The 19,039-nt window shown below is 38.8% G+C and carries 29 protein-coding genes; 26 read left to right on the forward strand and 3 right to left on the reverse strand.

Annotation, left to right across the window (positions count from 1 at the left end; all coding sequences use genetic code 11):
- The first annotated feature begins 7 nt into the window (after nt 1–7).
- The 24 genes from rpsH (at nt 8) to ACFX4N_RS28795 (ending at nt 15,119) form a co-directional block, all read left to right on the forward strand.
- A complete protein-coding gene (rpsH, locus tag ACFX4N_RS28680; protein ID WP_013054941.1) occupies nt 8–406 on the forward strand; it encodes a 30S ribosomal protein S8 in 399 nt (132 codons plus the stop codon).
- A gap of 30 nt (nt 407–436) precedes the next feature.
- On the forward strand, nt 437–976 hold the full coding sequence (gene rplF / locus ACFX4N_RS28685) for a 50S ribosomal protein L6 (protein ID WP_013054942.1): 540 nt from the start codon (nt 437–439) through the stop codon (nt 974–976).
- A 32-nt stretch (nt 977–1,008) separates the two neighbouring features.
- On the forward strand, nt 1,009–1,371 hold the full coding sequence (gene rplR / locus ACFX4N_RS28690; RefSeq protein WP_013054943.1) for a 50S ribosomal protein L18: 363 nt from the start codon (nt 1,009–1,011) through the stop codon (nt 1,369–1,371).
- 20 nt (nt 1,372–1,391) lie between these two features.
- Nucleotides 1,392–1,892 carry a 30S ribosomal protein S5 gene (gene rpsE / locus ACFX4N_RS28695; protein ID WP_013054944.1) on the forward strand — a complete coding sequence of 167 codons (501 nt, stop codon included), beginning with the start codon at nt 1,392–1,394 and terminating at the stop codon, nt 1,890–1,892.
- Between the two features lie 14 nt (nt 1,893–1,906).
- On the forward strand, nt 1,907–2,089 hold the full coding sequence (gene rpmD, locus ACFX4N_RS28700; RefSeq protein WP_013054945.1) for a 50S ribosomal protein L30: 183 nt from the start codon (nt 1,907–1,909) through the stop codon (nt 2,087–2,089).
- Nucleotides 2,090–2,122: 33 nt separating this feature from the next.
- Nucleotides 2,123–2,563 (forward strand): 50S ribosomal protein L15, encoded by a 441-nt coding sequence (gene rplO / locus ACFX4N_RS28705; RefSeq protein WP_013054946.1) that lies wholly within the window; start codon nt 2,123–2,125, stop codon nt 2,561–2,563.
- The gene (secY, locus tag ACFX4N_RS28710) at nt 2,563–3,855 is read left to right on the forward strand and encodes a preprotein translocase subunit SecY (protein ID WP_013054947.1); all 1,293 of its coding nucleotides are present in this window, start codon (nt 2,563–2,565) and stop codon (nt 3,853–3,855) included. The genes rplO and secY overlap by 1 nt, the downstream gene beginning before the upstream one ends.
- Before the next feature lie 66 nt (nt 3,856–3,921).
- Complete coding sequence (locus tag ACFX4N_RS28715; protein WP_013054948.1) at nt 3,922–4,575, forward strand: adenylate kinase; 654 nt, start codon at nt 3,922–3,924, stop codon at nt 4,573–4,575.
- The gene (gene map / locus ACFX4N_RS28720; RefSeq protein WP_014462024.1) at nt 4,572–5,318 is read left to right on the forward strand and encodes a type I methionyl aminopeptidase; all 747 of its coding nucleotides are present in this window, start codon (nt 4,572–4,574) and stop codon (nt 5,316–5,318) included. Before ACFX4N_RS28715 ends, map begins: the two co-directional genes overlap by 4 nt.
- A gap of 235 nt (nt 5,319–5,553) precedes the next feature.
- Nucleotides 5,554–5,772 carry a translation initiation factor IF-1 gene (infA, locus tag ACFX4N_RS28725; protein WP_010285101.1) on the forward strand — a complete coding sequence of 73 codons (219 nt, stop codon included), beginning with the start codon at nt 5,554–5,556 and terminating at the stop codon, nt 5,770–5,772.
- A 37-nt stretch (nt 5,773–5,809) separates the two neighbouring features.
- Nucleotides 5,810–5,923: a 50S ribosomal protein L36 gene (rpmJ, locus tag ACFX4N_RS28730; RefSeq protein ID WP_003156543.1), complete on the forward strand. Its 114-nt coding sequence runs from the start codon at nt 5,810–5,812 to the stop codon at nt 5,921–5,923.
- Nucleotides 5,924–5,947: 24 nt separating this feature from the next.
- A complete protein-coding gene (rpsM, locus tag ACFX4N_RS28735) occupies nt 5,948–6,313 on the forward strand; it encodes a 30S ribosomal protein S13 (RefSeq protein ID WP_013054950.1) in 366 nt (121 codons plus the stop codon).
- Nucleotides 6,314–6,336: 23 nt separating this feature from the next.
- The gene (gene rpsK, locus ACFX4N_RS28740; protein WP_013054951.1) at nt 6,337–6,726 is read left to right on the forward strand and encodes a 30S ribosomal protein S11; all 390 of its coding nucleotides are present in this window, start codon (nt 6,337–6,339) and stop codon (nt 6,724–6,726) included.
- A gap of 180 nt (nt 6,727–6,906) precedes the next feature.
- Nucleotides 6,907–7,851: a DNA-directed RNA polymerase subunit alpha gene (locus ACFX4N_RS28745; protein ID WP_013054952.1), complete on the forward strand. Its 945-nt coding sequence runs from the start codon at nt 6,907–6,909 to the stop codon at nt 7,849–7,851.
- Between the two features lie 44 nt (nt 7,852–7,895).
- The gene (gene rplQ / locus ACFX4N_RS28750) at nt 7,896–8,258 is read left to right on the forward strand and encodes a 50S ribosomal protein L17 (RefSeq protein WP_057275196.1); all 363 of its coding nucleotides are present in this window, start codon (nt 7,896–7,898) and stop codon (nt 8,256–8,258) included.
- 138 nt (nt 8,259–8,396) lie between these two features.
- Complete coding sequence (locus ACFX4N_RS28755; RefSeq protein WP_013054954.1) at nt 8,397–9,236, forward strand: energy-coupling factor ABC transporter ATP-binding protein; 840 nt, start codon at nt 8,397–8,399, stop codon at nt 9,234–9,236.
- Nucleotides 9,212–10,081 (forward strand): energy-coupling factor ABC transporter ATP-binding protein, encoded by an 870-nt coding sequence (locus ACFX4N_RS28760; RefSeq protein WP_192101317.1) that lies wholly within the window; start codon nt 9,212–9,214, stop codon nt 10,079–10,081. The genes ACFX4N_RS28755 and ACFX4N_RS28760 overlap by 25 nt, the downstream gene beginning before the upstream one ends.
- Nucleotides 10,078–10,875, forward strand: coding sequence for an energy-coupling factor transporter transmembrane component T family protein (locus tag ACFX4N_RS28765; RefSeq protein ID WP_057275198.1), 798 nt, complete (start codon nt 10,078–10,080; stop codon nt 10,873–10,875). The genes ACFX4N_RS28760 and ACFX4N_RS28765 overlap by 4 nt, the downstream gene beginning before the upstream one ends.
- 18 nt (nt 10,876–10,893) lie before the next feature.
- Nucleotides 10,894–11,634, forward strand: a complete 741-nt coding sequence (gene truA / locus ACFX4N_RS28770; RefSeq protein ID WP_192101316.1) for a tRNA pseudouridine(38-40) synthase TruA — start codon at nt 10,894–10,896, stop codon at nt 11,632–11,634.
- 156 nt (nt 11,635–11,790) lie between these two features.
- A complete protein-coding gene (gene rplM, locus ACFX4N_RS28775) occupies nt 11,791–12,228 on the forward strand; it encodes a 50S ribosomal protein L13 (RefSeq protein ID WP_013054958.1) in 438 nt (145 codons plus the stop codon).
- A 22-nt stretch (nt 12,229–12,250) separates the two neighbouring features.
- Nucleotides 12,251–12,643: a 30S ribosomal protein S9 gene (rpsI, locus tag ACFX4N_RS28780; RefSeq protein WP_013054959.1), complete on the forward strand. Its 393-nt coding sequence runs from the start codon at nt 12,251–12,253 to the stop codon at nt 12,641–12,643.
- A gap of 111 nt (nt 12,644–12,754) precedes the next feature.
- The gene (locus ACFX4N_RS28785; RefSeq protein ID WP_013054960.1) at nt 12,755–13,177 is read left to right on the forward strand and encodes a DUF2521 family protein; all 423 of its coding nucleotides are present in this window, start codon (nt 12,755–12,757) and stop codon (nt 13,175–13,177) included.
- A 70-nt stretch (nt 13,178–13,247) separates the two neighbouring features.
- Complete coding sequence (gene cwlD, locus ACFX4N_RS28790; RefSeq protein WP_013054961.1) at nt 13,248–13,955, forward strand: N-acetylmuramoyl-L-alanine amidase CwlD; 708 nt, start codon at nt 13,248–13,250, stop codon at nt 13,953–13,955.
- A gap of 90 nt (nt 13,956–14,045) precedes the next feature.
- A complete protein-coding gene (locus ACFX4N_RS28795; protein WP_014462004.1) occupies nt 14,046–15,119 on the forward strand; it encodes an Mrp/NBP35 family ATP-binding protein in 1,074 nt (357 codons plus the stop codon).
- Nucleotides 15,120–15,157: 38 nt separating this feature from the next.
- On the opposite strand, the gene ACFX4N_RS28800 is transcribed toward ACFX4N_RS28795, so the two are convergent.
- A complete protein-coding gene (locus tag ACFX4N_RS28800) occupies nt 15,158–16,066 on the reverse strand; it encodes a LysR family transcriptional regulator (RefSeq protein WP_192101314.1) in 909 nt (302 codons plus the stop codon).
- 187 nt (nt 16,067–16,253) lie between these two features.
- Nucleotides 16,254–16,883 (reverse strand): spore germination lipoprotein GerD, encoded by a 630-nt coding sequence (gerD, locus tag ACFX4N_RS28805; protein WP_013054964.1) that lies wholly within the window; start codon nt 16,881–16,883, stop codon nt 16,254–16,256.
- A gap of 145 nt (nt 16,884–17,028) precedes the next feature.
- Between gerD and ACFX4N_RS28810 the strand changes: the two genes are divergently transcribed.
- Nucleotides 17,029–17,649, forward strand: a complete 621-nt coding sequence (locus ACFX4N_RS28810; RefSeq protein WP_013054965.1) for a KinB-signaling pathway activation protein — start codon at nt 17,029–17,031, stop codon at nt 17,647–17,649.
- Nucleotides 17,650–17,693: 44 nt separating this feature from the next.
- Here ACFX4N_RS28810 and pdaB read toward each other — a convergent pair whose 3' ends face one another.
- Nucleotides 17,694–18,458, reverse strand: coding sequence for a polysaccharide deacetylase family sporulation protein PdaB (pdaB, locus tag ACFX4N_RS28815; protein ID WP_098548451.1), 765 nt, complete (start codon nt 18,456–18,458; stop codon nt 17,694–17,696).
- A 111-nt stretch (nt 18,459–18,569) separates the two neighbouring features.
- Here pdaB and ACFX4N_RS28820 point away from each other — a divergent pair, with 111 nt between their 5' ends.
- On the forward strand, nt 18,570–18,794 hold the full coding sequence (locus ACFX4N_RS28820) for a hypothetical protein (RefSeq protein ID WP_225519447.1): 225 nt from the start codon (nt 18,570–18,572) through the stop codon (nt 18,792–18,794).
- The last annotated feature ends 245 nt before the right edge of the window (nt 18,795–19,039 follow it).

Consider the following 19,039-nt stretch of genomic DNA (forward strand, 5'->3'; position numbering starts at 1 on the left):
AATTAATATGGTAATGACTGATCCTATTGCAGATTTACTAACTCGTATCCGCAATGCGAACATGGTTCGTCATGAGAAAATTGAAGTTCCTGCTTCTAACATTAAGAAGCAAATTGCAGAAATCCTTAAGCGTGAGGGTTTCGTACGTGATGTAGAATACATCGAAGACAACAAACAAGGTATTATCCGTATCTTCTTAAAATACGGTTCAAATAACGAACGTGTAATTACAGGCTTAAAACGTATCAGTAAACCTGGTCTACGTGTTTATGCAAAAACTAACGAAGTACCACGTGTACTTAACGGTTTAGGTATCGCAATCGTTTCTACTTCTCAAGGTGTTTTAACTGACAAAGAAGCTCGTCAAAAGCAAACTGGTGGAGAAGTATTAGCGTACGTTTGGTAATAAGTTTTAAATGTGAATGGAGGTGTAACTATGTCACGTGTTGGTAAAAAGCCTTTAGAACTTCCAGCAGGTGTTACAGTTACGAACGAGAGCAACACTGTAACTGTAAAAGGACCAAAGGGTGAATTAACTCGTACATTCCACCCTGAAATCGAAATTAAAGTTGAAGACAACGTACTAGTTGTTAATCGTCCTAGCGACAATAAAGAGCACCGCGCTCTTCACGGAACTACTCGTAGCCTTTTAGGTAACATGGTTGAAGGTGTTACTAAAGGATTCGAACGTGGTTTAGAATTAGTCGGTGTAGGTTACCGTGCACAAAAATCTGGTAGCAAATTAGTATTGAGCGTTGGATACTCTCACCCAGTTGAGATTACTCCTGAAACAGGAATCGAAATCGAAGTTCCTTCTCAAACTAAGATCGTTATTAAAGGTATTGATAAAGAACGCGTAGGTGCATTAGCTGCAAATATTCGTGACGTTCGTCCACCAGAGCCTTACAAAGGTAAAGGTATTCGTTACGAAGGCGAATATGTACGTCGTAAAGAAGGTAAAACTGCTAAGAAGTAATGCCGGTTAGGTAAAAGAAAGGAGTGCCCGAAATGATCACGAAGCTTGATAAAAACAAAGTTCGTAAAAAAAGACATGCTCGTGTTCGTGCGAAGTTATCTGGAACTGCAACTCGTCCGCGTTTAAACGTGTTCCGTTCTAATCAACATATTTACGCACAAGTTATCGACGATTTAAATTCAGTAACAATCGCAAGTGCTTCAACGTTAGATAAAGACCTGACTTTAGAAAGCACTGGTAACACTGAAGCTGCTATCAAAGTTGGCGAATTAGTCGCTAAACGCGCAGTAGAAAAAGGTGTAAACGAAGTAGTATTCGACCGTGGCGGTTATTTATATCATGGCCGTGTTAAAGCATTAGCTGACGCTGCTCGTGAAGCTGGATTACAATTCTAATTGTAAAAGGAGGGAAAATCATGCGTCGTATTGATCCAAATAAATTAGAGCTTGAAGAACGTGTTGTTACCGTTAACCGCGTAGCTAAAGTTGTGAAAGGTGGACGTCGTTTCCGCTTCGCTGCATTAGTTGTAGTTGGTGACAAAAACGGTCACGTTGGATTCGGTACTGGTAAAGCACAAGAGGTACCAGATGCAATCCGTAAAGCTATTGAAGATGCGAAGAAAAACTTAATTACTGTACCTATGGTTGGTACAACTATTCCACACGAAATCCTTGGACAATTTGGTGCAGGTCAAATTTTCTTAAAACCTGCTTCTGAAGGTACAGGAGTTATCGCTGGTGGCCCAGTTCGTGCGGTACTAGAATTGGGTGGAGTAAGTGATATTCTATCTAAATCTTTAGGTTCAAACACTCCAATCAACATGGTACGTGCAACTCTTAACGGTTTAGCTAACCTAAAACGTGCTGAAGATGTTGCAAAACTACGTGGCAAGACTGTAGAAGAACTGTTAGGATAAGGGAGGGATATAGAATGGCAAACAAACTAGCAATTACCCTTACTCGTAGCGTAATTGGTCGTCCAGAAGATCAACGTGTAACTGTTCGTACACTTGGCCTACGTAAGTTAAATCAAACTGTCGTTCAAGACGATAATCCTGCAATTCGCGGAATGATTAACAAAGTAGCTCACCTTGTTACAGTAAAAGAGCAATAAGTATAAATTGTCACTCTAAGGAGGTGCTCCGGAATGAAACTTCATGAATTGAAACCAGCTGAAGGTTCACGTAAAGTACGTAACCGTGTAGGTCGTGGTACTGGTTCAGGTAACGGAAAGACTTCAGGTAAAGGTCACAAAGGGCAAAACGCTCGCTCTGGCGGTGGCGTAAGACCTGGCTTCGAAGGTGGTCAAACTCCTTTATTCCGTCGTCTTCCAAAACGTGGGTTCACTAATATCAATCGCAAAGAATACGCGATCGTTAATTTAGAAGCTCTTAACCGTTTTGAAGATGGAACTGAAGTAACACCAGAATTATTAATCGAAACTGGTTTAGTAAGCAAAGCAAAAGCTGGCGTTAAAGTACTAGGAAACGGTACATTAAACTCTAAGCTAACTGTTAAAGCTGCTAAATTCTCTTCAACTGCTAAAGAAGCTATCGAAGCTGCTGGCGGTACAGTTGAGGTGATCTAATGTTTCAAACAATCTCCAATTTAATGCGCGTGCGTGAAATAAGACAAAAAATCTTTTTCACTTTGTTAATGTTAATTGTCTTCCGAATTGGTACATTTATTCCTGTACCAAGTGTTAATACGGATGTACTAAAATTGCAAGATGGGTTAAATGTATTCGGAGTTCTGAATACATTTGGCGGCGGCGCGTTAAAAAACTTCTCCATTCTTGCTATGGGCATTATGCCTTATATTACAGCATCCATCATCGTCCAATTATTGCAGATGGATGTTGTACCTAAGTTTACAGAATGGTCAAAGCAGGGAGATGTTGGGCGCCGTAAATTAGCTCAAGTAACTCGTTATGGAACAATTGTGCTTGGATTTATCCAGGCTTTAGGTATGTCTATAGGATTCAACAATATTTCGGGCGGACAATTGATCGCTAATCCAGGAATTTCTACGTATCTTCTAATTGCTACAGTGTTAACGGCAGGTACTGCCTTCTTAATGTGGTTAGGAGAGCAGATTACTGCAAAAGGCGTAGGTAATGGTATTTCTATCATTATCTTTGCTGGGATTGCAGCTGGTATTCCGACAACATTAAATCAAATTTATGCACAGCAATTTGAAGACGTTGGGGATCAATTATTCATTCGTATCGTAACGGTAGTTTTAATTGCAATTGCAGTTTTAGCTATTATTGTTGGGGTTATTTACTTCCAACAAGCGCTACGAAAAATTCCTATTCAATATGCAAAGGGTTCAGCTGGTCGTAATCCTGTTGGAGGTCAATCCACTCATTTACCGTTAAAAGTAAATGCTGCTGGGGTTATTCCTGTTATCTTTGCAGTTTCATTTATTATTACACCACCAACAATTGCATCATTTTTCGGTCCAAATGATGTAACGACGTGGATTCAGAATACATTTGACTATACTAAGCCAATTGGTATGATAGTGTATGTAGCGTTAATCATTGCTTTTTGTTACTTCTATACATTTGTTCAAGTTAACCCTGAACAAGTAGCAGAGAACTTGAAAAAGCAAGGTGGCTACATCCCAGGCATCCGTCCTGGTAAAAGCACACAAGCTTATTTAACGAAAGTGTTATATCGTCTGACATTAATCGGCTCGATATTCCTTGCGTTAATTGCTGTGTTGCCGGTTCTGTTCATCAAAATTGCAAACTTACCATCATCTGCTCAGATCGGCGGTACTAGTTTGTTAATTGTTGTCGGTGTAGCTCTTGAGACAATGAAACAGCTTGAGAGTCAATTAGTGAAACGCCATTATAAGGGATTTATTAAGTAAAGCTGTTTAGTGGGAAGCAAGCTGCTTTCCCATTAAACGGATAAGATACTGAGGGGGAAGCAAGAAATGAATTTAGTGTTAATGGGCCTTCCTGGTGCTGGGAAAGGTACTCAAGCAGAAAAAATCGTTGAGCATTACGATATCCCTCATATCTCAACAGGAGATATGTTCCGAGCTGCAATTAAAGAAGGAACGCAACTAGGTTTAAAAGCTAAATCATTTATGGATCAAGGTAACCTTGTTCCTGATGAAGTAACAATTGGAATTGTGCGCGAGCGTTTAAACAAACAAGATTGTGAAAACGGCTTTTTACTTGATGGCTTCCCAAGAACAGTAGCCCAAGCAGAAGCTCTTGAAACAATTACAAAAGAACTAAACAAGCAAATTGATTATGTGATTAATATTGATGTAGATCAAAGCATTTTAATGGAGCGTCTTACTGGACGCCGCATTTGTAAAGATTGCGGAGCTACTTACCACTTAGTATTCAATCCTCCTGCGAAAGAAGGAGTTTGTGACAAATGTGGCGGAGAGCTTTACCAACGTGCAGATGACAATGCTGAGACGGTTTCAACTAGACTTTCAGTTAATGTTAAACAATCTCAACCTCTACTTGATTTCTATCAAGAAAAAGGTTATCTACGCAATATTAATGGTAATCAAGATATTAACATTGTGTTTGAGGATGTTCGTCAATTACTTGCTGGGGTTAAGCAATGATCATTTGCAAGACACCAGAGGAAATTGAGGTCATGCGTGAAGCTGGACGAATCGTGGCTTTAACTCATCAAGAGTTAAAAAAGCATATCGCTCCAGGTATTACGACTATAGAATTGGATGCAATTGCTGAAAATTTTATTCGTCAACATGATGCAATTCCGTCTTTTAAAGGGTATAATGGTTTTCGCGGCAGTGTATGTGCTTCTGTGAATGAAGAATTAGTTCATGGTATTCCGGGTGAACGCAAGCTTAATGAAGGGGATATCATCAGTTTAGACATCGGAGCTAAATTCGGTGGCTATCACGGTGATTCAGCTTGGACATATGGAGTAGGAAAGATTTCATTAGAAAATCAAGAGCTGCTTGATGTGACTGAGCAATCTCTCTACAAAGGATTAGCAGAAGCTAAGCCGGGTGAGCGTTTGTCGAATATTTCACATGCTATTCAACAGTACGCAGAATCACGTAACTTTTCGATTGTAAGAGAATATGTTGGCCATGGGGTCGGCAAAGACTTACATGAAGATCCGCAAGTACCTCATTATGGTCCACCGAATAAAGGACCGCGTCTACGTCCAGGCATGGTATTGGCAGTTGAGCCAATGGTGAATGCTGGTATGCGATATGTAAAAACATTACCTGATAACTGGACAGTTGTCACAGTAGATGGTAAAATGTGTGCGCACTTCGAACATACTATTGCAATTACTGAGACGGGATATGAAATTCTGACAGCATTGTAATGTTAAAGGATGTTATCTCTATCCATTCCTCGCTAGATGCACTGGACAGTAAACAGTAATTATCTAAATTCACGATGATCGTTTTTCGTCTGAATTGCTGTTAAAATGGTAAAGATGTATATTAGCGTCAATCATCTTGAATTTAATGATTACGATCTCCGGATGTTCAGAACAGGTTCTTTTTAAGTCGTTTAATGATAGCTTGTTACTGTTTCAAAGAAAGGAGAGCACTTTAATGGCAAAAGACGATGTAATTGAAGTTGAAGGTACAGTTGCTGAGACTTTACCTAACGCTATGTTCAAGGTAGAATTAGAAAATGGTCATACAGTACTTGCTCACGTATCAGGAAAAATTCGCATGCATTTCATTCGAATCTTACCTGGTGATAAAGTAACTGTAGAATTGTCACCATACGATTTAACTCGCGGTAGAATTACGTACCGTTTCAAATAAAACCTATGCACTCCGTACTATCAAGGAGGTATGAAACATGAAAGTCAGACCATCAGTTAAACCAATCTGCGAAAAATGTAAAGTTATCCGTAGAAAAGGTAAAGTAATGGTAATTTGTGAAAACCCTAAGCATAAACAAAAACAAGGTTAATCAATAAGGAGGTGCACTATTCATATGGCACGTATTGCTGGTGTTGATATTCCTCGTGACAAGCGTGTAGTAATTTCATTAACATACATTTTCGGTATTGGTCGTCCAACTGCTGAAAAAGTTCTAGCTGAAGCTGGAGTTTCTGAAGATACTCGCGTTCGTGACTTAACAGAAGAAGAATTAGGTAAAATTCGTGATATTTTAGATAGCTATAAAGTAGAAGGCGATCTTCGTCGTGAAGTTTCTTTAAACATCAAACGTTTAATTGAGATTGGTTCATACCGTGGTATCCGCCACCGTCGTAGTTTACCAGTTCGTGGTCAAAACAGTAAAAACAATGCTCGTACACGTAAAGGCCCACGCCGTACTGTAGCGAACAAGAAGAAATAATTAGTAAGGGAGGTCATTAACAGATGGCACGTAAAACTAATACACGTAAACGTCGCGTGAAAAAGAATATTGAAGCTGGTGTAGCTCATATTCGCTCAACGTTTAACAACACTATTGTAACAATTACAGATGTTCACGGTAATGCGATTGCTTGGTCTAGTGCAGGCGCACTTGGCTTCAGAGGTTCTCGTAAATCTACTCCATTTGCTGCGCAAATGGCTGCTGAAACTGCTGCTAAAGTTTCTATGGATAACGGAATGAAAACTCTTGAAGTTACAGTTAAAGGCCCTGGTGCTGGTCGTGAAGCAGCTATCCGTGCTCTTCAAGCTGCAGGTTTAGAAGTAACAGCTATTAAAGATGTTACTCCTGTACCTCACAACGGATGCCGCCCACCAAAACGTCGTCGTGTATAATTAATATGTATAGATTCTATTTCGTTGTCTATAATGATGATGGTGTAGAATTTATTCATGCAACGAAATGTTTTCCATTTGTTGTGCACATTCGGGAACTGTCTAATAGGGAATTTCGGTTAGGCATTTGAGAAATCAGCCGTCTAGCCGAGGTTTCGACGTTTTGAAGGAGGGTTTATATTGATAGAGATTGAAAAGCCAAAAATCGAAACGGTAGAAATCAGCGATGATAGAAAGTACGGTAAATTCGTCGTCGAACCACTTGAGCGTGGATATGGTACTACTTTGGGTAACTCCTTACGTCGTATCCTATTATCCTCACTCCCTGGTGCAGCTGTAACATCTATTCAAATTGAAGGTGTATTACATGAATTTTCAACAGTTCCTGGAGTTGTTGAAGATGTAACAAACATCATTTTAAACGTTAAAAAGTTAGCGTTAAAGATTTACTCTGATGAAGAGAAAACACTTGAGATCGATGTTAAAGGTCCTGGTACAGTAACGGCTGCTGACATTCAAGCAGACAGCGATATCGAAGTTCTAAATCCGGATCTTCATATTGCAACACTTGAGTCAGATGCTCATTTCCGTATGAGACTTACTGCTCGCACAGGTCGAGGTTATAATCCTGCCGATGCTAACAAGCGTGAAGACCAACCAATTGGTGTACTTCCAATTGATTCAATCTATACGCCTGTTACTCGCGTATCGTATTATGTAGAGAATACTCGTGTTGGTCAAATGACAAATTACGATAAGTTAACGTTGGATGTTTGGACTGACGGTAGCATCGAGCCAGAAAAAGCTGTTGCTTTAGGTGCAAAGATTCTAACGGAACACTTAAATATCTTCGTTAACTTAACAGATGAAGCTCAAAAAGCAGAGATTATGGTAGAAAAAGAAGAAGACCAGAAAGAAAAAGTTCTAGAGATGACGATCGAGGAACTGGATTTATCTGTTCGTTCTTACAACTGCTTAAAACGAGCAGGCATCAATACTGTACAAGAGCTTGCTAATAAAACAGAAGAAGATATGATGAAAGTTCGTAACTTAGGCCGTAAATCTTTAGAAGAAGTTAAAGCTAAACTTGAAGAATTAGGTTTGGGTCTACGTAAGGACGACTGATTATATCTACCTGTTTAACTACTTAACAAAGGAGGGGACCTCACATGTCTTACCGTAAATTAGGTCGTACAAGCGCACAACGCAAGGCGCTTCTTCGTGATTTAACAACTGATTTAATCATCAGTGAACGCATTGAGACAACTGAAGCTCGTGCAAAAGAATTACGTTCAACTGTTGAAAAAATGATTACTTTAGGTAAACGTGGAGATCTACACGCTCTTCGTCAAGCTGCATCTTACATCCGTAATGAAGTAGCTAACGAAGAAGCTGGTCAAAGCGCTTTACAAAAACTATTCAGCGATATCGCTACTCGCTACGAAGATCGCCAAGGCGGTTACACTCGTATCTTAAAAGTTGGACCTCGCCGTGGTGACGGTGCTCCAATGGTTATCATTGAATTAGTTTAATATTTTTAATACAGATAGAAAAGGGCGAGACAGTGTGTAACTAGTCGTTGCCCTTTTTTTATACCTAAAACCGGGTAAATAGTGTAAAAAATCAATGTAGGCAATGCTGCAATAGAAAAAGCTGAGAGGAAGATAGCGTTGAAAGAAATGTCTTTAGAGGTAAAAGATTTATGCTTTCGATACGATCCTGAAGCAGACCTAACATTAGATCACCTTTCTCTCTCTGCTTATAAAGGTGAATGGTTAGCAATAGCTGGACATAATGGATCTGGTAAGTCGACGCTGGCACGAATTCTAAACGGCCTTTTGCTACCTGAAAAAGGAACGGTTCGAGTGGGCGATACTCTTTTATCTGAAGAAACAATATGGGATGTGCGCAAGCAGATTGGAATGGTGTTTCAAAATCCAGATAATCAATTTGTTGGCTCAACCGTTCAAGACGATATTGCGTTTGGGCTTGAAAACAACGGGATTCCATTTGAGATTATGGAAAAACGTATACCTGAAGCAATCGAAATGGTCAATATGAGTGCTTTTCTGGATCAAGAGCCTCATCAGCTATCAGGTGGACAAAAACAGCGTGTGGCCATTGCGGGTATAATTGCCGTACAGCCATCTGTCATCATTCTAGATGAAGCAACATCTATGTTAGATCCTATTGGGCGAACTGAAGTGCTTGAAACTGTTAGAAAATTAAAAGAAGAAAAACAACTGACGGTTATTTCAATTACTCACGATTTAGATGAAGTAGCAATGGCTGACAGAGTCGTTGTGATGAACAAAGGGAAGATATATGCAACAGGTACTCCACGCGAAGTATTTGCATTAGGTTCCAAGTTAACGGATATTGGACTAGACTTGCCGTTTTCCGTTAAACTAAGCCATCGTTTTGCTTCCGTAGGAATTCCTTTATCAAAAATTCATTTAACAGATGAGGACTTGGTGGACGAACTATGGACATTATATTCAAAGAAGTAGAGCATCGTTATCAAGTTAATACACCATTTGAACGAATTGCTCTACATGACTTAAATTTAAACATTCAATCAGGTACATTTTTGGCTGTTATTGGCCATACTGGTTCTGGGAAATCAACAATCATACAGCATCTGAATGCCTTATTGAAGCCAACTGCTGGTGAAATTCAAATCGGTGAGCGCACCATTAAAGCCAATCGAAAAGAAAAGAATTTAAAAGCTATTCGTAAGCAAGTAGGCGTGGTGTTTCAATTTCCAGAACATCAGCTTTTTGAAGAAACGGTGGAAAAAGATATAGCTTTTGGACCAATGAATTATGGCGTTTCGGAAGAAGAAGCAAAGCAAAAAGCAAGAGAGCTTATCAAGTTAGTAGGGTTGCCAGAAGACATTCTCACCAGATCTCCTTTTGATTTGAGCGGTGGACAAATGCGTCGTGTAGCGATAGCAGGTATTTTAGCGATGAATCCTAATGTGCTAATTTTAGATGAACCAACTGCTGGATTGGACCCTAGAGGGCGTCAAGAAATTATGAATATGATTTATCGTCTTCATAAAGAAAAAGGCTTGACGACGATTCTCGTGACTCACAGCATGGAAGATGCAGCTATGTACGCTGATGAGCTAATTGTGATGAATAAGGGAACGGTTGCGATGAAAGGGTCACCTAGAGAAGTGTTTGGTCAGCATACGCAGCTAAAAGAATATGGATTGGATGTTCCAGAATCGCTTCGCTTTATGCTGAAGCTGCAAGAGAAATTTCAGCTTGAAGCATCGGATACGGTAATTACCTTTTCTGAAGTGGTAGAGAAAGTGCAGCACCTTATGCAGCAAGGTGAACGATTATGATGAACTCAATCATTATTGGTAAGTATGTGCCGGGTCAATCGGTTGTCCATCGAATGGATCCTCGGGCCAAGCTGCTTCTTGTGTTTGCGTATGTATTAATTGTGTTTTTAGCAAATAACCCTATCGGCTATGCTTTTTTAGGTGTGTATACCCTTATGATAGTGGCCATGAGTAAAGTGCCTGTTTCATTTATTTTAAGAGGGTTAAAGCCCGTTCTGTTTATTATTATCATCACGTTTCTTTTGCACATTTTTATGACAAAGGAAGGTCCTCTTTTGTTTGAATGGGGATGGTTTTCTGTCTATAAAGGTGGCCTTATTCAAGGTGTTTTAATTTCCTTGCGCTTCTTGTTCTTAATTTTAATTACGACGATGCTCACTTTAACGACTACGCCCATTGAAGTAACAGATGGAATGGAAAGCTTGCTGAATCCATTTAAAAAGCTCAAGCTTCCTGTTCATGAATTAGCTTTAATGATGTCCATTTCTCTTCGCTTTATTCCTACATTGATGGAAGAGACAGATAAAATTATTAAAGCGCAGACAGCACGAGGAGTGGACTTTAGCAGCGGCCCCGTTACGGATCGTTTGAAAGCTGTCGTTCCTTTGCTTGTTCCTCTATTTATAGGTTCATTTAAGCGTGCTGAAGAGCTAGCTATTGCCATGGAGGCAAGGGGTTATAAAGGCGGAGAAGGGCGTACAAAGTATCGTCAATTGAAATGGGGAAGCATAGATACAATTATGCTTTTACTTCTGCTGGCAGTAGCAGTTGTTTTAGTGCTGATTAGAACGTAAAGATTGTTTGGTGAAAAGATGAAACGTTTAAAATGTATAGTTGCATACGACGGCACACACTTTTCAGGTTATCAAGTTCAGCCCAATAAGCGAACTGTTCAACTGGAGATTGAAGCCGTTTTAGAGAAAATGCATAACAAAAAAGTGCCGATTTACGCCTCTGGACGAACGGACACAAATGTTCATGCACAGGGGCAAGTCATTCATTTTGATACAAACCTAAATATTCCATGTGATAAGTGGAAAAAAGCATTGAATTCAATGCTACCAGATGATATTGTAATGAAGAATGTATGTGAAGTTGATGCACATTTTCACGCCCGGTATGACGTTATTTCAAAAGAGTATCGCTATCATATTTTGCGCGGCGAAGATCGAAATCCTTTCACTCGTTCTTATGCATACCATTACCCTTATCCATTAGACTACTCAAAAATGAAAAAAGCCATCACATATTTACTCGGTACACACGACTTTACAAGCTTCTGTTCAGCGAGAACAGAAGTGGAAGATAAGATTCGTACGATTTACAAGATTGATATGTATGAAGAGAATAGTCAGCTTGTGTTTAGATTCGTTGGAAGTGGCTTTCTGTATAATATGGTTCGTATTCTTGTTGGAACGCTTTTAGAAGTAGGACAAGGGCGTATTGAACCAGATGCTATAAAAGATATTCTAGAAAGCAAATCACGTCCTCGTGCAGGGAAAACTGCACCTTCGCAAGGACTATATTTATGGCGCGTTTTCTATGACAACTAAACCTGGTGTAACATTTTCTTGACATTAGTAGCTTAAAGATATAATATATCATATGGTATGTATTTTAACCCCACGGTTAGCCCCGGAAATTAATCGTGTTGAAATAGAAGGTTGAAATAATTTTATAATTGATGATGAAAATTAGGAGGGAAACTCATGCGTACAACTTTCATGGCGAAAGCAAACGAAGTAGAGCGTAAATGGTATGTTGTCGATGCTGAAGGTAAAACTTTAGGTCGTTTAGCAAGTGAAGTAGCATCAATCTTACGCGGTAAACATAAACCAACTTTTACACCACATGTTGATACTGGTGATCACGTGATCCTTATCAATGCGTCAAAAATCGAACTAACAGGTAAAAAATTAACTGATAAAATTTATTACCGTCACAGCATGCACCCAGGTGGTTTGAAACAACGTACAGCATTAGAAATGCGTACTAACTACTCTGAGAAAATGCTTGAATTAGGAATCAAAGGCATGCTTCCAAAAGGTAGCCTAGGCCGTCAAATGTTCAAAAAATTACATGTGTATGCTGGTGAAACACATCCACATGAAGCACAAAAACCAGAAGTTTACGAACTTCGCGGATAATTAATAAGAGGAGGTTATTATCTTGGCACAGGTACAATATTACGGAACTGGTCGTCGTAAAAGCTCTGTTGCTCGTGTACGTTTAGTACCAGGTAACGGTCGCGTAACAATCAACGGTCGTGAAATCGAAGAATACATTCCATTTGCTGCACTACGTGAAGTAGTAAAACAACCACTTGCTTTAACTGAAACTGTAGGTAACTATGACGTATTTGTAAACGTTAATGGTGGAGGTTATGCAGGTCAAGCTGGCGCTATTCGTCACGGAATCTCTCGTGCTTTATTAGAAGCAGACCCTGAATACCGTGGAACATTAAAACGTGCTGGTCTATTAACTCGTGACGCTCGTGCGAAAGAACGTAAAAAATACGGTCTTAAAGGCGCTCGTCGTGCACCACAATTCTCAAAACGTTAATTTTATATTACGTTTCAAGCCTTGGTCTTTGGACCAAGGCTTTTTTTATTTGTTGTTTGCGTATGAGACGAAGGCTTGTGCAGACAATATGTAAAAAAGGGAGGCGTTATCGTGAATGAGGTTACATATTTAAAAGAAAAACGTTATGAAAAAGAAATGAAATATGAACGCAAAGTCCTAAGGGAACTGTCGTTTGATTTGCTTCAAGAGAGGCTGCGCCGTTATTTTCATCCAATGTTTCAGTGGAATATGCTAGGAGACGAACATGTAGAGGAGTACTGTCTTGATATTGCCATCGAATCATTTTTATTAGGTGCCCGGGTGAGTAAACGTGGTAAAGGCTACGAAGACTTTCAGAAGCACAGTAAGCAAGAAGAGTCTCTTTTAATTGATACATTGTACGGAGCCGTCAGCATGTCTGTAACAGATCTTTATCAAGATGGTCTGTATTATTTGTGTCAAGGATATGTGCAAGACTGGTGGAAAGAAGGTTATCGAACCGCAGAAAAAAGACGTCGGTTACGTTTGCATTAAAAAGTACTCATAATTCCCGTTCTTGTCCCATATAGAAATAAATAGGTGAGGCAAGAAGGGAAGGGATAAAATGTCTAAAGTAAAAATAATGAGCACAATTATAGCGCTTCTCGTTCTTTTTGTCATTGTACAATATCAGATAGATCATAGAACATCATCCGGTTCGCTTTCACTTCCTCTTAGCGGGAAAGTTATTGTACTAGATCCTGGACACGGCGGTGTTGATGGAGGAGCCGTAGGAGGGGATGAAGTGCTTGAAAAAGAAATAACTCTTAAAATTTCGTTAATGCTTCGGGACTATCTGCAAGAGCAAGGGGCACTTGTTATTATGACAAGAGAAAAAGACGAAGACCTAGCGGCCAAAGACACAAGAGGATACAGTCGCAGAAAAGTAGAAGACTTAAAAAATCGCTTAACGATGATTAATAAATCCAATGCTGATTTGTACTTAAGTATTCACTTGAATGCTATTCCATCCTCTGCGTGGAGAGGGGCTCAAACTTTCTATTACGGGTCCCTAAAAGAAAACGAGCAAGTGGCCAAACTCATTCAACAAGAGCTAAGAAATAATCTGGATAATACGAGTCGTGAAGCAAAAGCTATTCAAACGCTTTACCTTCTTAAGCATTCCAAGCCACCAGGTGCTTTGGTTGAAGTAGGATTCTTATCAAATCCTACAGAACGTAAAATGCTTCAATCGAAACGCTATCAAAAAAAGTTAGCTGAATCCATTTATGAAGGAGTCAGCCGGTATTTTACTGGAGAAAAGCCCAAATAAAAAGCATAGCATCCTTCTATTCAGAAAAATCTAATATGTATGATATACTTGATAGTATAAATAAATAGATTTTAACATGGTGGTGGGAGTATGCTAACGGAAAAGCAAGTAAAAGAAGTAGTAGGGGAAATTACGGATCCATTTTTAAATAAAAAACTATCAGAAACAGATGCGATTAAAGAAATAACAATCAAAGCTGAAAAACAGCATATAAGCCTGAAGATTGCTGTTGCAAAAACAGGTACTAGTGAACAGCTGAGCCTTCAAGGCACGATTGTAGAAGAATTAAAAAAAGCAGGTGTACAGTCGGTTGGACTGCGATTTGTTGAGTTTACGCCTGAAGAACTTCAGCAGTACCGCGCTGAGCAACCGAATACTGGCAACTTACTAACTAGTCCGAATGCACCTGAATTTATTGCTATTGCCAGCGGTAAAGGAGGCGTTGGTAAATCAACAGTCTCTGTTAACTTGGCCGTTTCTCTAGCTCGTTTAGGAAAGAAAGTTGGTTTAATTGATGCTGACATTTATGGATTCAGCGTCCCAGATATGATGGGAATCACACAGCGTCCTGTAGTAGAAGGTGAAAAGATTATTCCAGTTGACCGTTTCGGAGTAAAAGTTATTTCCATGGGCTTCTTTGTAGAAGATAATTCACCCGTTATTTGGCGAGGACCTATGCTTGGAAAAATGTTGACGAGCTTTTTTACAGAAGTTGAATGGGGAGAATTAGATTATCTTTTACTAGACTTACCTCCCGGAACAGGTGATGTCGCATTAGACGTTCACTCCATGCTTCCTGCTTGTAAAGAAGTCATTATTACGACACCACATCCTACAGCCGCATTTGTTGCAGCTAGAGCGGGTGCTATGGCTTTGAAAACTGATCATGAGGTAATTGGAGTTGTAGAAAATATGGCCTACTTTGAAAGCCAGCTAACAGGGGAAAAAGAGTATGTATTTGGCAAAGGCGGAGGTCCAAAACTTGCTGAGGAACTTCAGACAGAGCTGTTAGGACAGCTTCCGTTAAGTCAGCCCGACTGGAATGAAGAAGATTTTGCACCTTCCATTTACGATGAATCGCATCGTTTAGGTCAAATATACGGAGAGATTGCAAGCAAGATTGCATTTATTTGCGAAAATGAAAAAGCAGCAACAGGAAAATAACAAAAAGCACGCGCTGTTCGAGCGCGTGCTTTTTGTTATTATACAGAGAGTTCAATCTGCGCCTTTTTTAAATCAAATGCAAGGTTTTGTTTTAAGAGAGCTAAAAATGTTTTTCCAGCTGTACTTACGGTGTGAGACTGGTGCTTTAAAATGCCGATTGCAGGCCCGTCATGCAAGTCATGAATTGTTTTAACCACCACTTGATCTGGCGGAAGAGTTGCGCTTATTTGTGGAACAACGGCTATTCCTAAGTTTTCTTTTACAAAATGCTGAAGTGTGCTAATAGTGCCTAACTGGACTTTAGCAGGCAGCTGGCCTGTTCGCTCAAAGATTAGCTGCTCAATTTTCTTTTGAACGGAAGATTGCCCAGCTGTAATCAGCGTTTCGTGTATTAAATCTTTTGCAAAGATTGTTTTTCTTTTTGTTAGAGCATGATTGAATGGTAGTAGCAGCACAAGTTTTTCCGTTAGTAATGCCTCAAATTCTATATCTCTGAACGATTCTGAGACAGTGCCAATCGCGAAATCAATTTCTTGATTGCGTATATGTTGATGAAGGTGCTTTTCGTCTGCAACGAGTAAGCTAATTTCTGTGTTGGGATATCTTTTTTTAAATAATGAGAGAATGGAAGGCAGTCGACTGCTTGCTGTAGGTTCCGCAGCACCTATACGGATCGTGCCAGCTTCGCCTGTTGAATAATCCTTTAAGGTGTTATTTAGATATTCATATTCCTTTAGTAAAATATTTGCCCGCTCGTAAAAGATTTTACCTGCTTCAGTAAGTTTAATGCTTTTTCCTCGTTCTAAAAGCTTAAATCCTAGTTCGGATTCTAACTTTTGAATGTGCAGTGTAATGGTAGGCTGAGAGTACTTTAAATATTCAGCGGCTAATTGAAAACTTCCTAAACGAACAATGGTTTGAAACGTTTTAATAACGCGAAATTCCATCAAATTCCCTCCTTTTGCTATAAAACGATTGTGTTAATTTCTAATATTTTACCATAAAGCTAAGAATTAAAGTTTACAATTCCAATAAAAATACTAAGTATTAAAAAATATAAAGAAGTCATTTAGGTTTTTTAATAAAAATAAATGACATAATTAAATACGCACCTCATATGAGATGCGTATTTAATCACTGCTGTTGCTGTTCTCCGCCTGAATCAGATCCAGAGGAAGAAGAACCACCGTCGTCGCTGCTTTGTTTTTGTCCACCTTGTGTTTCTTCAGCAGCTTTCAAAAGAATGTCTTGAATTTTAGATTGATAAAGAGGGCTATCAAACGTTTCGGTCATAATCTTTTGTAAATAAGTGCGATATTCTTTACTCTTTAAAACAGTCAGTACTTCTTTTTCCATAGCCGGATCCTTTAAAACATCTTGAAGCATTCCTTGATATTCAGGATCTTTCATCAGTTGTTTGATGACCGTCTTATTTTCTTTTTCCAAACTTTTAGCAAAGCTTTCAGCAAACTTCGGGTCATCCATGGCTTTTTTCCAAAATTCCACGCCTTTATCTGATACTAGGGTTTGAGAAATTGTATCTTTTATCGCGTTTTGATCCATTAAAATATCTTGTCTAACAGAAGGGTCTTTCATAATTGCCTCGACTGCTTTTTTTCCTTCATCTGTTTTTAAAATATCAACAACCATTTTCTTTGTTTGATCATAATCCATACCATTGTTCTCTTCATCTTGCGGTGCACAGGCTGTAGCTAAAAGCATACACATTCCTATATAAATGAGGAGCATGAGTCGCTTTTTCATAGTAATGAGCTCCTTTCCTAATATGCTTACGCTTAATATGAGATAATCAAGGTTTTTTATTCATAAAAGAGCTCTAGATTTTTCAAAACGTGATTGGTACAATTTATGAAAAGGTACAATTTTGTAACTTATGGGGGAGATGGAAGTGAATAGTCGAAATTGGGTTCGTCTATTTCTAACCACGTTAGCTGTCGGGGGTATAAGTACAGCTGTTGTTGGGTTTGCGGTGCGCTGGGGGGAATACGGTCACTTATTTCAACAAGGAAAGATAGGAGAAATTGTTGCTGTTTTAACATGGCTCGTAGGCGTAGGGTTTATTTTTAGTTTAATTAGCCAAATGGGTTTTTTTGCATATTTAACTATTCACCGATTTGGGTTGGGAATTTTTAAATCTGCATCACTTTGGAAATCGGTTCAAATTGTATTTGTTTTATTTGTATTATTTGACGTTGCTTATTTTCGATATAAGTTCTTTCAACAACCGGGAGAAGGCATAGGTAAGTATATTTTGTTAAGCGTTTTCTTGTTAGCGGTGGGGTTATTAGTGGCGTATGCAAAGAAAAAGCAGACGAATAAAGAGGCTTTTGTACCAGCGCTGTTTTTTATGATTGTTGTAACGACAATTGAATGGTTCCCAGCGCTGCGAACGAACGAAGAAAGCTGGCTTTACCTTATGTTGTTTCCACTTCTAATTTGTAATATGTATCAACTTCTTATTTTGCCCAAACTTCTTACGCACGCAAGAATAGCAAAAGCAGACAAATAGCATATTTGTCTGCTTTTGCTTTCCATATACAGTGGAAATAGATCTTAGCGGATATCTTTTACTTGGGTTTTTGAATTTGAAATTAATGTTGAAACACTTACGTTTGAGACTTTTTTATTTTGTAATGAATTCTTGATATATGGAATAGCCTTTGCTGTTTGTTGAGCGGAGTCAGACGCGTGCAGCAATATAATATCTCCCCCGTCTAAAGGCTTTGTAACATTCGAGACAATTTTTTCAACCCCTGGATTTGTCCAGTCTTTAGAATCAATGCTCCAGTGAACAGTAGTATATCCTATATCTGCCGTTAATTTTAAGGTGTCTTTATTAAATTGCCCGTTAGGAGGACGAAGAAGGTGAACATCTTTAAGGCCTAGTGAATCAAAGACTTTCTTTGATTTTGCAAGATCCTGTCTAATCTCATTAGGTTCTAGGCTTGTATAAGAAGTATAGTCATAGCCCATTGTGCCAATTTCGTGACCTTCTTTCTTAATGCGCTCTACAATATCTGGATGACGCTCAGCCCATGAAGCAGATAAAAAGAAAGTAGCATGTTCAATATGCTGCCTTTTTAGTTCATTCAGAATGGGAATAGCTCTTTCATCTCCCCAGCTGATGTTAAATGTAAGAGCAACTTCCGGATTTTTGTCATCCGCCTTATAAACAGCTCTTGGACCGTTATCTGTTGAAAACACGGGAAAGTGAAACGTCTGCTGAGCATAGAGAAAAAAGCTTGTAAAAAACGCAGCAACTACGATAAGCATTGTTTGTTTGATTCTTTTGGCTCGAATAGTATAAAACATATTCATTTTGTCACCTCATTTAATAAGTAGTACTTGTCTAATTTGTATGCGTTTTGTCTACAATTAATAACAGGTAAGGAAAAGAAGAACTGATTTTATTTTGATGTTTGAGAATCAATGTCGCAAAAAGCAGGTGAATCAATGAAAATTTGTTTATTTAATCAGGTGGAGTGTTTAGAGTTAGAAGCACTACTTAGAGAAGAAATGAAGAGAACAAACGTTGCTTTTCAACAAAGTTTGAATCATGTAGTTCTTGAACGAAACATTCAAGAGAAGTATCAAATCCTTTCAAAGATCTTGCTAAGGTTCGGTGAAAGCAGGGAAGTAAATAAGGTTTTTTGATGAAATGAAAAAAACTTTTCAAAAAGTGTTGACTTTATATAGTATAGATGTTAAATTATTAAATGTCGCTGATGAGTGATTGGAAAACAATCGCAATTCATCAGAAATAAAATATTAAAAAAGTTGTTGACAAATGAAAGACAACTTGTTAATATAAAAAAGTCGCTCAAGAGCGGCGGTTGAACTTTGAAAACTGAACAAAGCGACAAACGTCAACGTTAATTTTTATTTTTTAATTGAGCAAG

This window comes from Priestia sp. YIM B13551 (assembly GCF_042787905.1).
GTDB lineage: Bacteria > Bacillota > Bacilli > Bacillales > Bacillaceae_H > Priestia.